General features: G+C 72.6%; 1 protein-coding gene and 1 pseudogene (1 of these 2 only partly in view). Both read left to right on the forward strand.

Annotated features, from left to right (window positions below; translation table 11 throughout):
• Positions 1–2,613: pseudogene (locus ACJX2R_RS47030) on the forward strand (type I polyketide synthase); the annotation flags it as partial.
• Positions 2,610–19,294, forward strand: partial view of an SDR family NAD(P)-dependent oxidoreductase gene (locus ACJX2R_RS47035; protein ID WP_413105134.1) — the 5' portion only. It continues 13,870 nt past the right edge of the window; the window shows 16,685 of its 30,555 coding nt (coding positions 1–16,685); the start codon lies at positions 2,610–2,612; its stop codon lies off the right edge, out of view. The pseudogene ACJX2R_RS47030 and the gene ACJX2R_RS47035, both read left to right, overlap by 4 nt.

The raw sequence follows: 19,294 nt of genomic DNA on the forward strand, positions 1-19,294 counted from the left end.
GGTAGTGCGGTGCGGCTGGCCGAGGACGCGGGTTGGGTGTTGTCGGGGCGGGTGTCCGCGGGGACGAGCCCGTGGCTGGCCGATCACGCCGTGTCGGGGACGGTGCTGGTGCCCGGGGCGGCGCTGGCGGAGCTGGTGCTCCATGCCGGTGACCGGACCGGGCTGCCCGCCATCGGGGAGATCACCTTCGAGCAGCCGTTGGTGCTGGACGGTGCGGCCGATGTCCAGGTGCGGGTCGACGGGGAACAGGCGAGCGTGTTCTCCCAGGCGGGTGACCAGTGGATCCGGCACGCCACCGCGACCTTGGCCGATCCGGCCGGGACGGTGGAAGGACTCGAAGGCCCGTGGCCCCCGGCCGGTGCGCAGCCGCTGCCCGTCAGCGACGCTTACGAGGTCATGGCGGCGCGCGGCTACGAATACGGCCCGACGTTCCGTGGCCTTCAGGCCGCCTGGCGGCTCGGCGAGGATCTTTACGCCGAAGTGGAACTGCCCTCCGGGGACACTCAGGACGGGTTCGCGATCCATCCGGCCCTGCTGGACGCCGCGCTGCACGTCCTGATCGCCGCCGCGGAGGACGGTGACGGAATCGGGTTGCCGTTCGCCTGGCGGGACGTACGGCTGCACGCGACCGGGGCGTCGGCGCTGCGGGTGCGGCTGAGCCCGGCCGGTCCGGACGCCGTCTCCCTGCTCGCAGCCGACGGCGAGGGCCAACCGGTTGTGTCGGCCGCGTCGATGATGGCCCGCCCGACTGACACCGCGCGGCTCACGACCGGTGCGGGTCCGGGCCTGCTGACGTTGGAATGGGCCCCGTTCAGCCTCGGATCGGCGCCGGAACAAGTCTGGGTCCCGGTCGGCCCGGACCTGAACCTGGACCTGGATCTGCCCACGGGCACGGAGGACGGGCCACTCTTCGCCTGGGCTGAGCTCGCCGATGTGCCGGCGGCGTTGGCCTTGGTGCAGGCTTGGCTGGCCGATGAGCGTCCGGCGGGGTCGCGGCTGGCGGTCCGTACGCGTGACGCGGTTGCCGCGGTTGAGGGGGATTCGGTCGCGGGGTTGGCCGTGGCGGGCGTTTGGGGCTTGGTCCGTTCGGCGATGGCCGAGCACCCCGACGCGGGCCTGGTGCTGCTGGACGACGACGGCCGTCCCGAGTCCGAGGCGATGGTTTCCGCCGCCCTGGCCACCGGGGAGCGGGAGCTGGCGCTGCGTGATGGGGCGGTGCTGGTGCCCCGGCTGCGCCGTGCCGCTTCCGGCGACGACGCGGTCCCGGTGTTCGACCCCGAAGGGGCGGTGCTGATCACCGGTGGGACGGGGACGTTGGGCGGTCTGGTCGCCCGGCATCTGGTGGACGCGTACGGGATCCGGAATCTGGTGTTGGCGAGCCGGTCCGGTCCGGACGCGCCCGGCGCCGGTGAACTCGCTGCCGAGTTGGAAGCGGCCGGGGCCCGCGTGCGGATCGTCGCCGCGGACCTGTCCGACCGTGCCGCGGTCGACGCGCTGGTGGCGGACATCCCCGGCCTGATCGGTGTGGTACACACCGCCGGCATCACCGAGGACATGTCCGTGACCTCACTGACCGGGCCGCCGTTGGAACGGGTGCTGGCGGCCAAGGCGGACGCGGCCCGGCACCTGCACGAAGCCACCGCCGACCGGGACCTGGGCCTGTTCGTGCTCTTCTCGTCGCTCGCCGGGCTGCTCGGCGGTCCGGGACAGGCCAACTACGCCGCGGCCAACACCTACCTGGACGCCCTGGCCGCCCTTCGGCGGTCCCGGGGACTGCCCGGCGTCTCCATCGCCTGGGGCCTGTGGGAGCAGCGCAGCACGCTGACCGGAACGCTGACGCAGGCCGACCAGGCCCGGCTGGCCCGCGGTGGCGGTGTCGCGCTGAGTACCGAGCAGGCGCTGCGGCTGTTCGACTCCGCGCTGGCCGGCGCCTCGCCGGTGGTGGCGGCCGGCCTGGACGTGGACGCGGCACGGGCCACCGCCACCGAGGGGTTCGCGCTGCCCTCGGTGCTCGGTGACCTCGTCCGGGCGCCCCGCCGGGCCGCCGCGGGGACGCGGGGAGCCGACACCTTCGCCCGTCGCCTGGCGGGCCTGGGCGAGAACGAGCGGTCGCGCTTCCTGCTCAATCTGGTGCGCGAACACGCCGCGGTGGTTCTCGGCTATGACGAGGCCGCGAGTGTCCGCGCCGATCAGGCGTTCCGGGACTTCGGCTTCGACTCGGTGACCGCGGTCGAGCTGCGCAACCGGCTGGCCGGTGTGACCGGGCTGACGCTCCCGGCCACGCTGGTCTTTGACTACCCGACGTCCCGGGTGCTCGCCGAGCACCTGCTGCATGTGGCGATCGGAGCACCGAAGGACCCCGAGGAAGCGCGCATCGCAGAAGTCATCCGCGCGATCCCGGTGTCCCGTCTACGCGACGTCGGACTGCTGGACGTCCTTCTCGAACTGGCCGACACGCCGACCAACGGTGACGGCGACGGCGACGGCAACGGCAATACCAAGACCAATGGCAATGGCAGCGGAAACGGCCACGGTGGTGCGCCATCGGCGTCCCAGATCGACGAGCTGAGCTCTGACGACCTGATTCGCATGGCACTGGAGGAGAACGAATGACTGACAGCGCCGGCAATGAGAAGCTCCTCGAAGCACTGCGGGCTGCCCTCAAGCAGAACCAGCGCCTCAAGTGGGAGAACGAGCAGCTGAGCAGCGCGGCCGGGGAGCCGGTCGCGATCGTGTCGATGGCCTGCCGCTATCCCGGTGGAGTTGCCTCGCCGGAAGACCTGTGGCGGGTGGCCGCGGACGGCGTGGACGCGATGACCGACTTCCCGACGGACCGCGGCTGGGAGACCGAGCCTGTCGAGTATGCGCGGGTGGGCGGTTTCCTGTCCGGTGCCGCCGACTTCGATGCGGAGTTCTTCGGGATCTCGCCGCGTGAGGCGGTGGCGATGGATCCGCAGCAGCGGCTGCTGCTCGAGGTGTCCTGGGAAGCCCTCGAACGCGCGGGCCTGGACCCCTCGGAGTTGCGCGGCTCCGACACGGGGATGTTCGCCGGCCTGTCCTTCCAGAACTACGCCTCCCGGCTGCCCGACGAAGGCGCCGGCGGATTCGGACTGACGGGCAACGCACCGAGTGTGGCGTCGGGCCGGGTGTCGTACGTGCTGGGCCTGGAGGGTCCGGCGGTGTCGGTCGATACGGCGTGTTCGTCGTCGCTGGTGGCGATGCACCTGGCCGCGCAGGCACTGCGCAACGGCGAATGCTCCCTCGCGCTGGTCGGCGGGGTGACGGTGCTGGCGACGCCGGGAGTGTTCGGGGAATTCGCGGCGCAGGGCGGGCTGGCCTTCGACGGCCGGTGCAAGCCGTTCTCGGCCGCGGCCGACGGTACGGGCTGGGGCGAAGGCGTCGGCGTGGTGCTGCTGGAGCGGCTGTCGGAGGCGCGGCGGCTCGGGCATCCGGTGCTGGCCGTGCTGCGCGGCAGCGCGGTGAACCAGGACGGGGCGTCCAACGGCCTGTCGGCGCCGAACGGCCCGTCGCAGGAAGGGGTGATCCGGGCGGCGCTGGCCGGCGCGGGGTTGTCGACGGCGGACGTGGACGCGGTCGAGGGGCACGGGACCGGGACCGCGCTCGGCGACCCGATCGAGGCCCAGGCGCTGCTGGCCACCTACGGGCAGAACCGGCCGGAAGACCGGCCCCTGTGGCTGGGAGCGGTGAAGTCCAACATCGGGCACACCGCGGCGGCGTCGGGCATGGCCGGCGTGATCAAGATGGTCGAGGCGATGCGGCACGGGATGCTCCCGGCGACACTGCACGCCGATGAGCCGTCGCCGCACGTGGACTGGTCGGCGGGTCTGGTGCGGCTGCTCACCGAAACACGTCCGTGGGAATCCGACGGGCGTCCGCGGCGGGCCGGGGTGTCGTCGTTCGGGATCAGCGGCACCAACGCCCACGTGATCCTGGAAGAAGCCACCGCCGAGCCGGCCCAGGAACCGGTTCCCGGGCCGGCCCGGCCGGTGGTGGCGGGAGAGGCGGTGCCGTGGGTGCTGTCGGCCAAGTCGGCCCCGGCGCTCCAGGCGCTGGCGGGCCGGCTGGCGTCGGACGTCCCGGCCGGGGCCGACATCGCGGATGTGGCGGGTGCGTTGGCCCGGTCGCGAGCGGGCCTGGGGTACCGGACGGTGGTCCTGGGCGCTGACCGCGCGGAGCTGGACGAGGCTCTGACCCGGGTCGAGCCGGGCAAGGATCTGGCCGGAGTCGAGCCCGACAGCGGCGACGTGGCTTTCGTATTCCCGGGTCAGGGTTCGCAGTGGCTGGGGATGGGCCGTGAGCTGCTGGCCTGTTCGCCGGTGTTCGCCGATTTCGTGGCCGAGTGCGAGCGGCTGGTGGATTTCCCGCTGCGCGACGCGCTGGTGTCCGGGGCAGGGATGGACCGGGTTGAGGTGGTCCAGCCCGCGTTGTTCGTGATGATGGTCGGCCTCGCCCGCGTATGGGAAGCGGCGGGGGTCGTCCCATCGGCAGTGGTGGGCCATTCCCAGGGTGAGCTCGCCGCGGCGTGCTTCGCCGGGGCCCTCTCGCTGGAGGACGCCCTCGGTCTGGTGACCGCCCGCGGGCGGGCGCTGGTGGCGCTGGCGGGCACGGGCGGCATGCTGTCGGTCGCGGCGGCCCCGGAGGCCGTCGAGGGCATGTTGGCCGACGGGTTGGTGATCGCGGCGGTCAACGCGGCCGAGCAGGTGGTGGTTTCCGGTGTGCCGGAGGCGCTGGACGCGTTGGCGGCGCGGTGTGAGGCGTCCGGGATCCGGGCCCGTCGCGTCGATGTGGATTACGCGAGCCATCACCCGCTGGTGGAGCGGGTACGGGAGCAATTGCTGGCGGTGCGGGTGTCGCCGCGTCCGGGTCGGGTGCCGTTCTATTCGGCGGTGACCGGCACGGTGATGGATACCGAGGAGTTGGACGCCGCGTATTGGTGGCGGAATCTGCGGGAGCGGGTGCGGTTCGCGCAGACCGTGGCGTCGATGCCGGTGGCCGGGTTCGTGGAGGTGTCCCCGCATCCGGTGCTGGTGCCGGGGATCGAAAGCGGCTGGGTGGTCGGTTCGCTGCGCCGCGACGACGGCGGTCAGCGGCGCCTGCTGACGTCTCTGGCTGAGGCGTGGACCCACGGCGCGGCCGTGGACTGGAGCCGTCTGATGCCGGCCGGCCGTCCGATCACTTTGCCGACGTATCCGTTCCAGCACCGCCGGTATTGGGCGTCCGGTGGCGGGACGGGCCGGGGCGGCGCGGGCCACCCGCTGTTGGAGTTGGCCGTTGAGCTGGCCGAGGACGCCGGCTGGGTGCTGGCGGGACGGGTGTCGGCCGGTACCAGTCCGTGGCTGGCCGACCACGCGGTCTCGGGGACGGTGCTGGTACCTGGCGCGGCGCTGGCGGAGCTGGTGCTGCACGCCGGGGATCGGGCCGGGCTGCCCGCCATCGGGGAGATCACCTTCGAGCAGCCTCTGGTGCTCGAAGGCAGCGGCCCGGTCGATGTGCAGGTGTCGGTCGAGGGCGGTCAGGTTGCCGTGTTCTCCCGGACGGGGGAGCAGTGGGCCCGGCATGCGACCGCGACCCTGGCCGATCCCGCCGGAACGGTGGAAAGCCTGGACGGCCAGTGGCCCCCGGCCGGGGCACAGGCCCTCCCGGTCGGCGATGTCTACGAGGCCATGGCGGGTCGCGGGTATGAGTACGGGCCCGCGTTCCGTGGCCTTCAGGCGGCCTGGCGGCTCGGCGAGGACCTGTACGCCGAAGTGGAACTGCCCGTCGCCGCGGGCGATGTTCAGGACGGCTTCGGGATCCATCCGGCGCTGCTGGACGCCGCCCTGCACGCGCTGATCGTGGCCGCGGAGGACAGTCACGAGGTGCGGTTGCCGTTCGCGTGGCGGGATGTGCGGTTGCATGCGACGGGTGCGTCGGCGTTGCGGGTGCGGTTGAGCCCGGCAGGGTCGGACGCGTTCTCCCTGCTCGCCGCCGACGGCGAGGGTCAGCCGGTGGTATCGGCGGCGGCGATGATTTCCCGTCCGGCCGACCCCAGCCGGCTCAGCGGGTCCGGCACGGGCGCGGGGCTGCTGTCGCTCGAATGGGCGCCGTTGAGCCTCGGATCGGCTTCGGAGCAGGAGTGGGTCCAGGTGGGCCCAGAGCTGGATCTGCCTGAGGTGGCGGACACGCTGGTGCTCGCGTCGGCCGAGCCGGCTGATGTGTCCGCGGCTTTGGCGCTGGTGCAGGCATGGTTGGGGGCTGGTTACCCGGCCGGGTCGCGGCTGGTGGTCCGTACGCGCGACGCGGTCTCGGCTGCGGCGGGCGACACCGTGGCCGGTTTGACGGGGTCCGGGGTCTGGGGTCTGGTCCGGTCGGCGATGGCCGAGCACCCCGACGCGGGCTTGGCGTTGCTCGATGACGACGGCCGTCCCGAATCCGCCGAGATCGTCAGCGCCGCCCTTGCCACGGGCGAAAGGGAACTGGCCCTGCGGGCGGGTGCCGTACTGGTGCCACGACTGCGCCCTGTGCCCGTCGGTCTGGAACTGCCGACCGGTCCGGAGGCGTGGCGGCTGGAGTGGGCTGAGGGCGGTGACCTGGACAAGGTGCGGGCCGTCCCCGCGCCGGACGCCGAACGGCCGCTGGAACCCGGTGAGGTCCGCATCGCGGTCCGCGCGGCCGGAGTGAACTTCCACGACGTCCTGTCGGCGCTGGGCATGCTGCCCGGCGACCACCGGCCGCCGGGCGGCGAGGGCGCCGGGGTCGTGGTAGAGGCCGGCCCGGAGGTGACCGGCCCGCCGGTCGGCACCCGGGTGATGGGGCTGATGGCCGGGTTCGGCCCGCTGGCCGTGACCGACGCGCGGCTGGTGACGCCGATCCCGGACGGGTGGAGCGACACCGAGGCGGCCGGGACGACGATCGCGTACCTGACCGCTTACCACGCCCTGTTCGAGCGGGCCCAGCTGCGCTCGGGCGAGCGCGTGCTGATCCACGCGGCGTCCGGCGGTGTGGGTATGGCGGCCGTGCATCTGGCGCTGGCGGCGGGGGCGGAGGTGTTCGCTACGGCGAGCCCGGCCAAGCAGGCCGCGGTGGCGGCGCTGGGCGTGACGCACATCGCCTCGTCGCGTACGGCGGACTTCGCCGATGAGTTCGGCCAGGTTGATGTGGTGCTGAACTCGCTGACCGGGGAACTGCTGGACGCCTCCCTGGGGATGCTGGCCGAGGGCGGTCGGTTCGTCGAAATGGGCAAGACCGACATCCGCGATTCCCGCCAGGACGCCTTCGACCTGGCGGAAGTCGCGTACGCGGATCCCGACCGGGTCGCCGCGATGTGGCCACGGGTCCTGGAGACGGCCGTACCGCTGCCGACGACGGCGTGGCCGGCGGCGCAGGCGGGCGCGGCACACCGATTCATGAGCCGGGCCCGGCACGTGGGCAAGATCGTGCTGCGCCTGCCCGGTGTGGACGATGGCGCGGTGCTGATCACCGGTGGGACGGGGACGTTGGGTGGTCTGGTCGCCCGGCATCTGGTGGATCGGCATGGGGTACGGGATCTGGTGCTGGCGAGCCGGTCGGGGCCGGACGCCCCCGGCGCTGATGAACTCGCCGCCGGGTTGGAGGCGGCTGGGGTGCGGGTGCGGATCGTCGCGGCGGATCTGTCCGACCGTGCCGCGGTGGACGCGCTGGTGGCGGACATCCCGGAGCTGGCCGGGGTGGTGCACACCGCTGCGGTGCTCGAGGACACTCCGGTGACGTCGCTGACCGGCGAGTCGCTGGGCCGGGTGCTGGCCGCGAAGGCGGACACGGCCCGGCATCTGCACGAAGCGACCGCCGGCCGGGATCTGCGGATGTTCGTGCTGTTCTCGTCGCTGTCCGGGCTGCTCGGCAATCCGGGGCAGGGCAACTACGCGGCGGCCAACACCTACCTGGACGCTCTGGCCGCACACCGGACGGCCCTCGGGCTGCCCGCGGTCTCGATCGCCTGGGGTCTGTGGGAGCAGACCAGCGCCTTGACCGGCGCGCTGTCCGCCACCGACCGGGCCCGGCTGGCCCGCGGTGGTGGTGTGGCGCTGCCCACCGAGCAGGCACTGCGGCTGCTGGACGCGGCGGTGGCCGGCCGTGAGCCCGTAGTGGCGGCGGGTCTGGACGTGGGTGCGGTGCGGAGCGCCATCGCGGCGGGGTCGTCGGTGCCGGCGGTGCTCCTTGGCTTGGGTCGTGCGCCGCGGCGGGCGGCTGTCGCCGGGGCTGGTGGTGGGGCGTTGGCGCGTCGTCTGGCCGCGTTGCCGTCGGTGGAGCATGTGCGGGTGGTGCTGGATGTGGTGCGTGAGCATGCGGCGGTGGTGCTCGGGCACGGCGATGCTGTTCCCGCTGACCGGGCGTTCCGGGATCTGGGTTTTGATTCGCTGACGGCGGTGGAGCTGCGGAACCGGCTGGCCGCGGCGTCCGGGTTGACGCTCTCTGCCACTCTGGTCTTTGACTATCCGACGCCTCGGGTGCTGGCTGAGTATCTGGTGGCGCGGGTGACTGGTGCGGCCCCGGTGGCCGCGGAGGTCGTCCCGGTCTCGGCGGCGACCGGTGATCCGATCGCGGTCGTGTCGATGGCGTGTCGTTTCCCGGGTGGGGTGGCCTCGCCGGAGGACTTGTGGCGGCTGGTCGCCGAGGGTGTGGACGCGATGGGCGACTTCCCGGCCGACCGTGGCTGGGAGACCGAACCGGCCGGATACGCGCGGGTGGGCGGATTCCTCTCCGGCGCCGCCGACTTCGATGCGGAGTTCTTCGGGATCTCGCCGCGTGAGGCGGTGGCGATGGATCCGCAGCAGCGGCTGCTGCTCGAAGTGTCCTGGGAGGCCCTGGAACGCGTGGGCCTGGACCCCTCGGGTTTGCGCGGCTCCGACACCGGGGTCTTCGCCGGTCTGGTCGGCCAGGACTACAGCTCGCGACTGTCCGTGGGTGACGGGAACGGGTTCGAGCTGACCGGGAACGCGCTGAGCGTGGCGTCGGGCCGGGTGTCCTACGCGCTGGGCCTGGAGGGTCCGGCGGTGACGGTCGATACGGCGTGTTCGTCGTCGCTGGTGGCGATGCACTTGGCCGCGCAGGCGCTGCGCAACGGCGAATGCTCACTCGCCCTCGCCGGGGGCGTGACCGTACTGGCGACGCAAGGAGTGTTCGCCGAGTTCACGCGGCAGGGCGGCATGGCGGCCGACGGCCGGTGCAAGGCGTTCTCGGCCGAGGCGGATGGCACCGGCTGGGGCGAGGGTGTCGGCGTGGTGGTGCTGGAGCGCTTGTCGGAGGCACAGCGACTCGGGCATCCGGTGCTGGCGGTGCTGCGCGGCAGCGCGGTGAACCAGGACGGGGCGTCCAACGGCCTGTCGGCTCCGAACGGTCCGTCGCAGGAGCGCGTCATTCGCCGGGCCCTGGCCGATGCCCGGCTGACTCCAGCTGATGTGGATGCGGTCGAGGGCCACGGGACCGGAACCACGCTCGGGGATCCGATCGAGGCGCAGGCGCTGCTGGCCGCCTACGGGCAGGACCGGCCCGAGGACCAGCCGTTGTGGCTGGGGTCGGTGAAGTCCAACATCGGCCACACCCAGGCCGCGGCCGGTGTCGCCGGTGTGATCAAGATGGTCGAGGCACTGCGGCACGGAATGCTGCCGCCGACATTGCACGCGGGTGAGGCGACGCCGCATGTGGAGTGGTCGGCCGGCGACGTACGGCTGCTGACCGAGGCGCGCATGTGGGAGTCCGAAGGGCGTCCGCGGCGGGCAGGTGTGTCGTCGTTCGGGATCAGTGGCACCAACGCCCATGTGATCCTGGAACAGGCGCCGGACCCGGTTCCCGCGCTACCCGCGCCCGCCCAGCCGGTGGTGACGGGCGATGTGGTGCCGTGGGTGTTCTCGGCCCGGTCGGAGGCGGGGCTGGCGGCGCTGGCGTCGGACGTGTCCGAATGGGCCGAACGGCAGTCGGAGGTGGCGGCGGCGGATGTGGCCGTCTCACTGGTACGGGGCCGGGCGGGCCTGGACCACCGCGGCGTACTGCTGGAGCCGGGCGGGCCGCTGCTGTCCGGCCGGGCGGCGGACGGCGACGGGGTGGCTTTTGTCTTCCCGGGCCAGGGATCGCAGTGGCTGGGGATGGGCCGTGAACTGCTCGCCTGTTCACCGGTGTTCGCCGATTTCGTGGCCGAGTGCGAGCAATTGGTGGACTTCCCGCTGCGGGACGCACTGGTGTCCGGGGTCGGGTTGGAGCGGGTGGAGGTTGTTCAGCCCGCGTTGTTCGTGATGATGGTCGGCCTGGCCCGGGTGTGGGAGGCCGCGGGAGTCACCCCTTCGGCCGTGGTGGGCCATTCGCAAGGTGAGCTCGCCGCGGCCTGCTTCGCGGGGGCCTTAGCGTTGCGGGACGCCCTCGGTCTCGTCGTCGAGCGGGGCCGGGCGCTGGCGGCGCTGGCGGGCACTGGAGGGATGCTGTCGGTTTCGGCTGCTCCTGAGGTGGTCGAGGGCATGCTGGCCGATGGGTTGGGGATCGCGGCGGTCAACGCGGCCGAGCAGGTGGTGGTTTCCGGTGTGCCGGAGGCGCTGGACGCGTTGGCGGCGCGGTGTGAGGCGGCCGGGATCCGGGCCCGTCGGGTCGATGTGGATTACGCGAGCCATCACCCGCTGGTGGAGCGGGTACGGGAGCAATTGCTGGCGGTGCGGGTGTCGCCGCGTCCGGGTCGGGTGCCGTTCTATTCGGCGGTGACCGGCACGGTGTTGGATACCGAGGAGTTGGACGCCGCGTATTGGTGGCGGAACCTGCGGGAGCGGGTGCGGTTCGCGCAGACCGTGGCGGCGATGCCGGTGGCCGGGTTCGTGGAGGTGTCTCCGCACCCGGTGCTGGTGCCGGGCATTGAGGGCCGTTGGTCGGTCGGATCGCTGCGCCGCGACGATGGCGGACAGCGGCGCCTGCTGACGTCCCTGGCTGAGGCGTGGACCCACGGCACGGTCGTTGACTGGACCCGCCTGATCACCGGCGGCACGCCGGTGACGCTGCCGACGTATCCGTTCCAGCACCGCCGCTACTGGGCGTCGGGCGGTGTGACCGGGCGGAGCAGTGCCGGGCATCCGCTGCTGGACAGCGCGGTGCGGCTGGCCGAGGACGCGGGCTGGGTGTTGTCGGGGCGGGTGTCGGCCGCGACGAGTCCGTGGCTGGCCGACCACGCGGTCTCGGGGACGGTGCTGGTTCCTGGGGCGGCGCTGGCGGAGCTGGTGTTGCATGCCGGGGATCGGGCCGGATTGCCCGCCATCGGGGAGATCACCTTCGAGCAGCCTCTGGTGCTGAACGGCAGCCCGGTCGATGTGCAGGTGTCGGTCGAGGGCGGTCAGGCGGCCGTGTTCTCCCGTACCGGGGAGCAGTGGACCCGGCACGCGACCGCGACCCTGGCCGACCCGGCCGGAATGGTGGAAGGCCTCGAAGGGCAGTGGCCCCCGGCCGGCGCGCAGGCCCTTCCCGTCGGTGATGTCTACGAGGACATAGCGGCACGGGGGTATGAGTACGGGCCGATGTTCCGTGGCCTCCAGGCGGCCTGGCGGCTCGGCGAAGACCTGTACGCCGAAGTGGAACTGCCCGTCGCCGCGGGCGATGTTCAGGACGGCTTCGGGATCCATCCAGCGCTGCTGGACGCCGCCCTGCACGCCCTGCTCGCCGCCGCGACCGACGGCACCGGGCAGCGGGTCCTGCTGCCGTTCGCGTGGCGGGATGTGCGGTTGCACGCGACGGGTGCGTCGGCGTTGCGGGTGCGGTTGAGCCCGGCCGGGTCGGACGCGTTCTCCCTGCTGGCCGCCGATGGCGAGGGCCGGCCGGTGGTATCGGCGGCGGCAATCGTCTCCCGCCCCGCGGACATCAGCCGCCTCACCCCCGCCCCCGCTGCCGGTGTCGACCTGCTCGCCCTGGAATGGGCACCGCTCAGCCCCAGCCCGGAACCGGGTTCCGACCAGGCCTGGGTGCCGGTTGGCCCGGAGCTGGACCTGCCCCAGGCCGCGGACGGGCCGGTATACGCCTCGGCCGAGCCGGCCGACCCGACCGTTGCGCTGGCTCTGGTACAGGCGTGGCTGGAGGCCGGGTACCCGGCGGGTTCCCGGCTGGCCGTCCGTACCCGCGAGGCAGTTGCCGTCGCTGATGGCGACACGGTCGCCGGGCTGGCGAGTGCCGGGATCTGGGGCCTGGTTCGCTCGGCGCAGTCCGAGCACCCTGACGCCGGCCTGATCCTGCTCGACGACGACGGCCGCCCGGAATCCCACGCGGTTCTCGCCACGGCGCTGGCCACTGGTGAGAAGGAGCTGGCGCTGCGGGAAGGGGCGGTGCTGGTGCCCCGGCTGCGCCGTACCGTTTCCGGCGACGACGCGGTCCCGGTGTTCGAGCCCGAAGGGGCGGTGCTGATCACCGGTGGGACGGGGACGTTGGGCGGTCTGGTCGCCCGGCATCTGGTGGACACGTACGGGATCCGGAATCTGGTGTTGGCGAGCCGGTCGGGGCCGGACGCGCCGGGCGCGGCCGAACTGGCCGCCGAGTTGGAAGCGGCCGGGGCCCGCGTGCGGATCGTCGCCGCGGACCTGTCCGACCGCGCCGCGGTCGACGCGCTGGTCGCGGACATCCCCGAGCTGGCCGGGGTCGTACACACCGCGGGGGTGCTCGAAGACACCCCAATCACCTCGTTGACCAGCGAGTCGCTGGAACGGGTGCTGGCCGCCAAGGCGGACGCCGCCCGACACCTGCACGAGGCCACGGTCCACCTTGACCTGCGGATGTTCGTGCTCTTCTCGTCGCTGTCGGGCCTGCTCGGCAACGCCGGGCAGGGCAACTACGCGGCGGCCAACACATACCTGGATGCCCTCGCCGCCCGGCGGCGGGCCCTCGGCTTGGCGGCCGTGTCCATCGCCTGGGGTCTCTGGGAGCGGCGCAGCGCCCTGACCGGTGCGCTGACTGCGGCCGACCAGGCCCGGCTGGCCCGCGTCGGCGGCGTCGCTCTGCCGACCGAGCAGGCGCTGAGCCTGCTGGACCGCGCCCTGACCGTCGGTCGGCCGGTGGTCGCGGCCGGCCTGGACACGAGCGCGGTCCGCGGCGTCATCGCGGCCGGGACGTCGATTCCGGCGGTGCTGAACGATCTCGTCCGCACGCCGCGGCGGGTAGCCGCGCCGGGGGCCGTCGGCGGGGCGATGGCCCGTCGCCTGGCCGCCCTGAGCGAGACCGAGCGCGAGCTCGTCCTGCTGGACCTCGTGCGCGAGCAAGCCGCCGCGGTACTCGGCTACGACCAGGCCGCGAACATGCCGGCCGACCGCGCCTTCCGCGACCTCGGCTTCGACTCGGTCACCGCGGTGGAACTGCGTAACCGGCTGGCCGCGGCGGCCGGGCTGACGCTGCCCGCCACGCTGGTCTTCGACCACCCCACACCGCAGGCCCTGGTGGACTATCTGGTGGCCCAGGTGACCGGCGCGTCCCCGGCGGCCGTCGAAATCACCCCGGCGACCCCGCGGGTGGTCGGCGAGCCCATCGCGATCGTGTCGATGGCCTGCCGCTTCCCTGGTGGGGTCGCCTCGCCCGAAGACCTCTGGCAACTCATCGAGGACCGTGCCGACGCGATGGGGGACTTCCCGGCCGACCGCGGCTGGGAGCCTGAGCCCGCCGGGTATGCGCGGGTCGGTGGCTTCCTGTCCGGCGCGGCGGACTTCGATGCGGAGTTCTTCGGGATCTCGCCGCGTGAGGCGGTGGCGATGGATCCGCAGCAGCGGCTGCTGCTCGAAGTGTCCTGGGAAGCCCTGGAACGCGCGGGCCTGGACCCCTCCGGGCTGCGCGGCTCCGACACCGGCGTCTTCGCCGGCCTGGCCATGCAGGACTACTCCTGGCGTCTGCCGGCGGGTGATGCGGGCGGATTCCGGATGACCGGCAACGCGTCGAGCGTCGTCTCCGGCCGCGTGGCCTACACATTCGGCCTGGAGGGCCCGGCGGTGACGGTGGACACGGCGTGTTCGTCGTCGCTGGTGGCGATGCACCTGGCCGCGCAGGCGCTGCGGAACGGGGAGTGCTCGCTGGCGCTGGCCGGTGGCGTGACGGTGATGGCCACCCCGGCTGCGTTCGCGGAGTTCGCGCTCCAGGGCGGTCTGGCGGCCGACGGGCGGGTCAAGGCGTTCGCGGATACGGCGGACGGCACGGCCTTGTCCGAGGGCGTTGGTGTGGTGGTGCTGGAGCGTCTGTCGGAGGCGCGGCGGCTCGGGCATCCGGTGCTGGCGGTGCTGCGGGGCAGCGCGGTGAACCAGGACGGTGCGTCGAACGGCCTGTCGGCGCCGAACGGTCCGTCGCAGGAACGGGCGATTCGCCGGGCCCTGGCCGATGCCCGGCTGACCCCGGGCGATGTGGATGTGGTCGAGGGGCACGGGACCGGGACCACGCTCGGGGACCCGATCGAGGCGCAGGCGCTGCTGGCCGCCTACGGGCAGGACCGGCCCGACGACCGGCCGTTGTGGCTGGGCTCGGTGAAGTCCAACATTGGGCACACTTCGGCGGCGGCCGGCGTGGCCGGTGTGATCAAGATGGTCGAGGCGCTGCGGCACGCGACGCTCCCGGCGACGCTGCACGCCGACGAGCCGTCGCCGCATGTGGACTGGACGGCCGGAGAGGTGCGCCTGCTGACCGAAGCACGGCCGTGGGAGGTCACGGGTCGGCCCCGCCGCGCGGGTGTGTCGTCGTTCGGGATCAGCGGCACGAACGCACATGTGATCCTCGAAGAAGCTCCTGCTGAGCCGGTTGCGGCTCCGTCGGCGGAGCCGGTGGTGGTGGTCGGCGGTGTGGTGCCGTGGGTGTTGTCGGCGCGGTCGGATGCGGGGTTGCGGGCGCTGGGGGCCCGGTTGGCGTCGGATGTCCCGGCAGAGGCCGAGATCGCGGATATCGCGGGGTCGCTGGCGCGGAGCCGGGCGGGGCTGGAGTTCCGTGCGGTGGTCCTGGGCGCTGACCGTGAGGAACTTGAGCAGGGTCTGGCGGCGGTGGAGCCGACCGAGGCACGGACGCGGGGCCGGGTGGCGTGGGTGTTCCCGGGGCAGGGGTCGCAGTGGGTCGGTATGGGTCGCGAGTTGGCGGAGTGTTCGCCGGTGTTTGTGGCGGTGCTTGATGAGGTGTGTGCGGTGGCGGATCCGTTGCTGGGCCGTTCGCTGCGGGAGGTGATGTTCTCGGGTGTTGAGGTGCATCAGACGGCGTTCACGCAGGTGGCGGTGTTCGCGTTTGAGGCTGGTCTGGCGGCGGTGGCGCGGGCCGTGGGTCTGGAGCCGGACTTTGTCGCCGGTCATTCGGTGGGTGAGGTGACGGCTGCCTATGTGGCTGAGGCGGTCACTCTCGAAGATGCGGTGCGGTTGTTGGTGGCGCGGGGTGCGTTGATGCAGGCGTTGCCGTCGGGCGGGGTGATGGCGGCGGTGCAGGCAGACGTACAGGAAGTGGATTTGTCCGGTCTGGAGGACCGGGTCGCGGTGGCGGCGGTGAACAGTTCGTCGGCGGTGGTGCTCTCCGGTGACCGGGGGGCGGTCGAGGAGGCGGTGGGCCGTCTGGAGGGTCGGAAGGTGCGTTGGCTGGAGGTCAGCCATGCGTTCCATTCTCCGTTGATGCGTCCGGTCGCCGATGAGTTGGCGCGGGTGGTGGCGGGGATCCGGTTCACTGAGCCGCGGATCCCGTTGATCTCGGCGGTCACCGGTGCCGTCGTCGGCGCGGATGTGCTCGGCGACCCGGGGCACTGGGTGGAGCAGGCGATCGGCACGGTCCGGTTCCACGACGCGGTCCGGTCCCTGCACGAGCGGGGTGTGGTCGGGTTCTTGGAGGTTGGTCCGGACCGGGTGTTGTCGTCTGTGGTCCATGACGGTGGGGGACAGGTGTGGGCGGCGAGTCTGGCTGAGCGTGATGACGCGGGGGCGCGTCGTCTGCTGGCGGGTCTGGCCGACGCGTGGACTCATGGCGCGGCGGTGGACTGGTCCCGTCTGGTCCCGGTCGGTCGTCGGGTGGTGTTGCCGACGTATCCGTTCCAGCATCGCCGTTATTGGGCGTCGGGTGTTGGGACGGGTCGGGGCAGCGCCGGGCATCCGATGTTGGACACTGCGGTGCGGCTGGCCGAGGATGCGGGCTGGGTGTTGTCGGGGCGGCTGTCGACCGGGACCAGCCCGTGGCTGGCCGACCATGCGGTGTCGGGGACAGTGTTGGTTCCCGGTGCGGCGCTGACCGAGTTGGTGCTGCATGCCGGTGACCGGGCCGGGCTGCCGGCGATCGGGGAGATCACCTTCGAGCAGCCTCTGGTGCTCGAAGGCAGCGGCCCGGTCGATGTGCAGGTGTCGGTTGAGGGTGGTCAGGTTGCCGTGTTCTCGCGGACGGGGGAGCAGTGGGCTCGGCATGCGACCGCGACCTTGGCCGATCCCGCCGGGGCGGTGGAAGGTCTGGACGGTCAGTGGCCCCCGGCCGGTGCCCAGGCCCTCCCGGTCGGTGATGCCTATGAGAACTTGTCCGCCCATGGTTACGCGTATGGGCCGGCGTTCCGTGGTCTACAGGCGGCTTGGCGGCTCGGCGAGGACGTGTACGCCGAGGTTGAGCTGCCCGCCGCAGCGGGCGAAGAAGGGGATGGGTTCGGGATTCACCCGGCGTTGCTGGACGCCGCCCTGCACGCGATGATCGTGGCCGCGGAGGGCGGCCAGGAGGTGCGGTTGCCGTTCGCGTGGCGGGATGTGCGGTTGCATGCGACGGGTGCGTCGGCGTTGCGGGTGCGGTTGAGCCCGGCCGGGTCGGATGCGTTTTCTCTGCTGGCCGTCGATGGTGAGGGTCAGCCGGTGGTGTCGGCGGCGGCGATGGTTTCCCGTCCGGCCGACATCAGCCAGCTCTCCGGCCACGGTACGGGTGCGGGGCTGCTGTCGCTGGAATGGGCGCCGTTGAGCCTGGGATCGGCTTCGGAGCAGGCCTGGGTGGAGGTGGGTCCGGAGCTGGATCTGCCCGAGGCGGCGGATGAGCCGGTGCTTGCCTGGGCTGAGCCGGCGGATCTGCCTGGGGCGTTGGCGTTGGTGCAGGCGTGGTTGGGGGCTGGCTATCCGGCTGGGTCGCGGCTGGCGGTCCGTACCCGCGACGCGGTCGCGGCTGCGGCGGGCGACACCGTGACCGGTTTGACGGGGTCCGGGGTCTGGGGTCTGGTCCGGTCGGCGATGGCCGAGCACCCCGACGCGGGCCTGGTGTTGCTCGACGACGACGGTCGTCCCGAATCCGCCGAGATCGTCAGCGCCGCCCTTGCCACGGGCGAAAGGGAACTGGCCCTGCGGGCGGGTGCCGTGTTGGTGCCCCGACTGCGCCCGGTCCCGGCCGTTCCCGAACTGCCGACCGGTCCGGAGGCATGGCGGCTCGAATGGGGTCCGGACGGAGACCTGGACGATGTGCGGGCGGTGTCGGCGCCCGACGCCGAGCGGCCCTTGGCGCCCGGTGAGGTCCGTATCGCACTCCGCACGGCCGGAGTGAACTTCCGCGATGTCCTCCAGGCCCTCGGCATGCTGCCCAACGACCACCGTCTGTCGGGTGGCGAGGGCGCCGGGTTCGTGACCGAGGCGGGCCCGGGGGTGGACGGCCTGGCGCCCGGCACGCGGGTGATGGGGATGTTCCAGGGGTTCGGCCCGCTGGCGGTGGTCGATGCGCGGATGGTCGTGCCGGTCCCGGACGAGTGGAGCGACACCGAGGCGGCCGGAGTGCCGGTCGCGTACCTGACGGCTTATCACGCGCTGTTCGATCTGGGCCAGGTGCAGCGGGGGGATCGGGTCTTGATCCATGCTGCGGCCGGTGGTGTGGGTATGGCGGCGGTGCATCTGGCGTTGGCGGCGGGGGCGGAGGTGTTCGCGACGGCGAGTCCGGCGAAGCAGGCGGCGGTGGCTGAGCTGGGTGTGGCCCGTATCGCTTCTTCGCGTACGACGGATTTCGCGAGTGAGTTCGGTCAGGTTGACGTCGTGCTCAACTCGTTGACCGGGGAGTTCCTGGACGCGTCGCTGGGGATGCTGGCCGAGGGTGGCCGGTTCGTGGAGCTGGGCAAGATCGATATCCGTGATCCGCGGCAGGTGCCGTTCGATCTGGGGGACTTGGATCCGGACCGGGTTGCCGCGATGTGGCAGCGGGTTCTGGAGTGGGCGGTTCCGTTGCCGGTCACGGTGTTCCCGGCGGCTCAGGCGGGTGCCGCGTTGCGGTTCATGAGTCAGGCTCGCCATGTGGGCAAGATTGTGCTGCGCCTGCCGGGTGTGGGTGACGGTGCGGTGCTGATCACCGGTGGGACCGGAACGCTGGGCGGCCTGGTCGCCCGTCATCTGGTGGACCGGCATGGGGTACGGGATTTGGTGCTGGCGAGCCGTTCCGGGCCGGACGCGCCCGGCGCCGTCGAACTCACTGCTGAGTTGGAGGCGGCCGGGGCGCGGGTGCGGATCGTGGCGGCGGACCTGTCACAGCGTTCCGTGGTGGACGCGCTGGTGGCGGGTATCCCGGAGCTGGCCGGGGTGGTGCACGCGGCCGGGGTGTTGCAGGACATGCCCGTGACGTCGCTGAGTGGCGAGTCGGTGGACCGGGTGGTGTCGGCCAAGGCGGTCGCCGCCTGGCATCTGCACGAGGCGACGCGGGACATGGACCTGCGGATGTTCGTGCTGTTCTCGTCCCTGTCCGGACTCCTGGGCGGCGCGGGACAGGGCAACTACGCGGCGGCCAACACCTACCTGGACGCCCTCGCCGCGCACCGTACGGCCCTCGGACTGCCAGCGGTCTCGATCGCCTGGGGCTTGTGGGAGCAGGCGAGTGGCATGACCGGCACGCTGACCGAGGCGGACCGGGCCCGGCTGGCGCGTGGCGGCGGTGCGGCGCTGCCGACCGAGCAGGCACTGCGGCTGCTGGACGCCGCGGTGGCCGGTCGTGAGCCGGTGGTGGCGGCGGGCCTGGACGTGGGCGCGATCCGCGGTGCGATCGCGTCCGGGGCGGTGGTGCCGGCCGCGCTGCTCGGCCTGGGCCGTGCGCCGCGGCGTGCCGTCGCGGCCCGTACCGGGTCGACCAGTGCGTTGGCCCGTCGGCTGGGTGGTCTGGGTGAGGCTGAGCGGTCCCTTGTCCTGTTGGAGCTCGTGCGTGAGCACGCCGCTGTGGTCCTCGGTCACGGTGATGGCGAGGGCGCGGGTGTTCCCGCTGATCGGGCGTTCCGGGATCTGGGCTTTGACTCGCTGACGGCGGTTGAGTTGCGTAACCGGCTGGCGGCGGCGTCCGGGCTGGCGTTGCCGGCCACGCTGGTCTTCGACTATCCGACGCC

This window comes from Streptomyces sp. Inha503 (assembly GCF_047215865.1).
Classification (GTDB): domain Bacteria; phylum Actinomycetota; class Actinomycetes; order Streptomycetales; family Streptomycetaceae; genus Streptomyces; species Streptomyces lycopersici.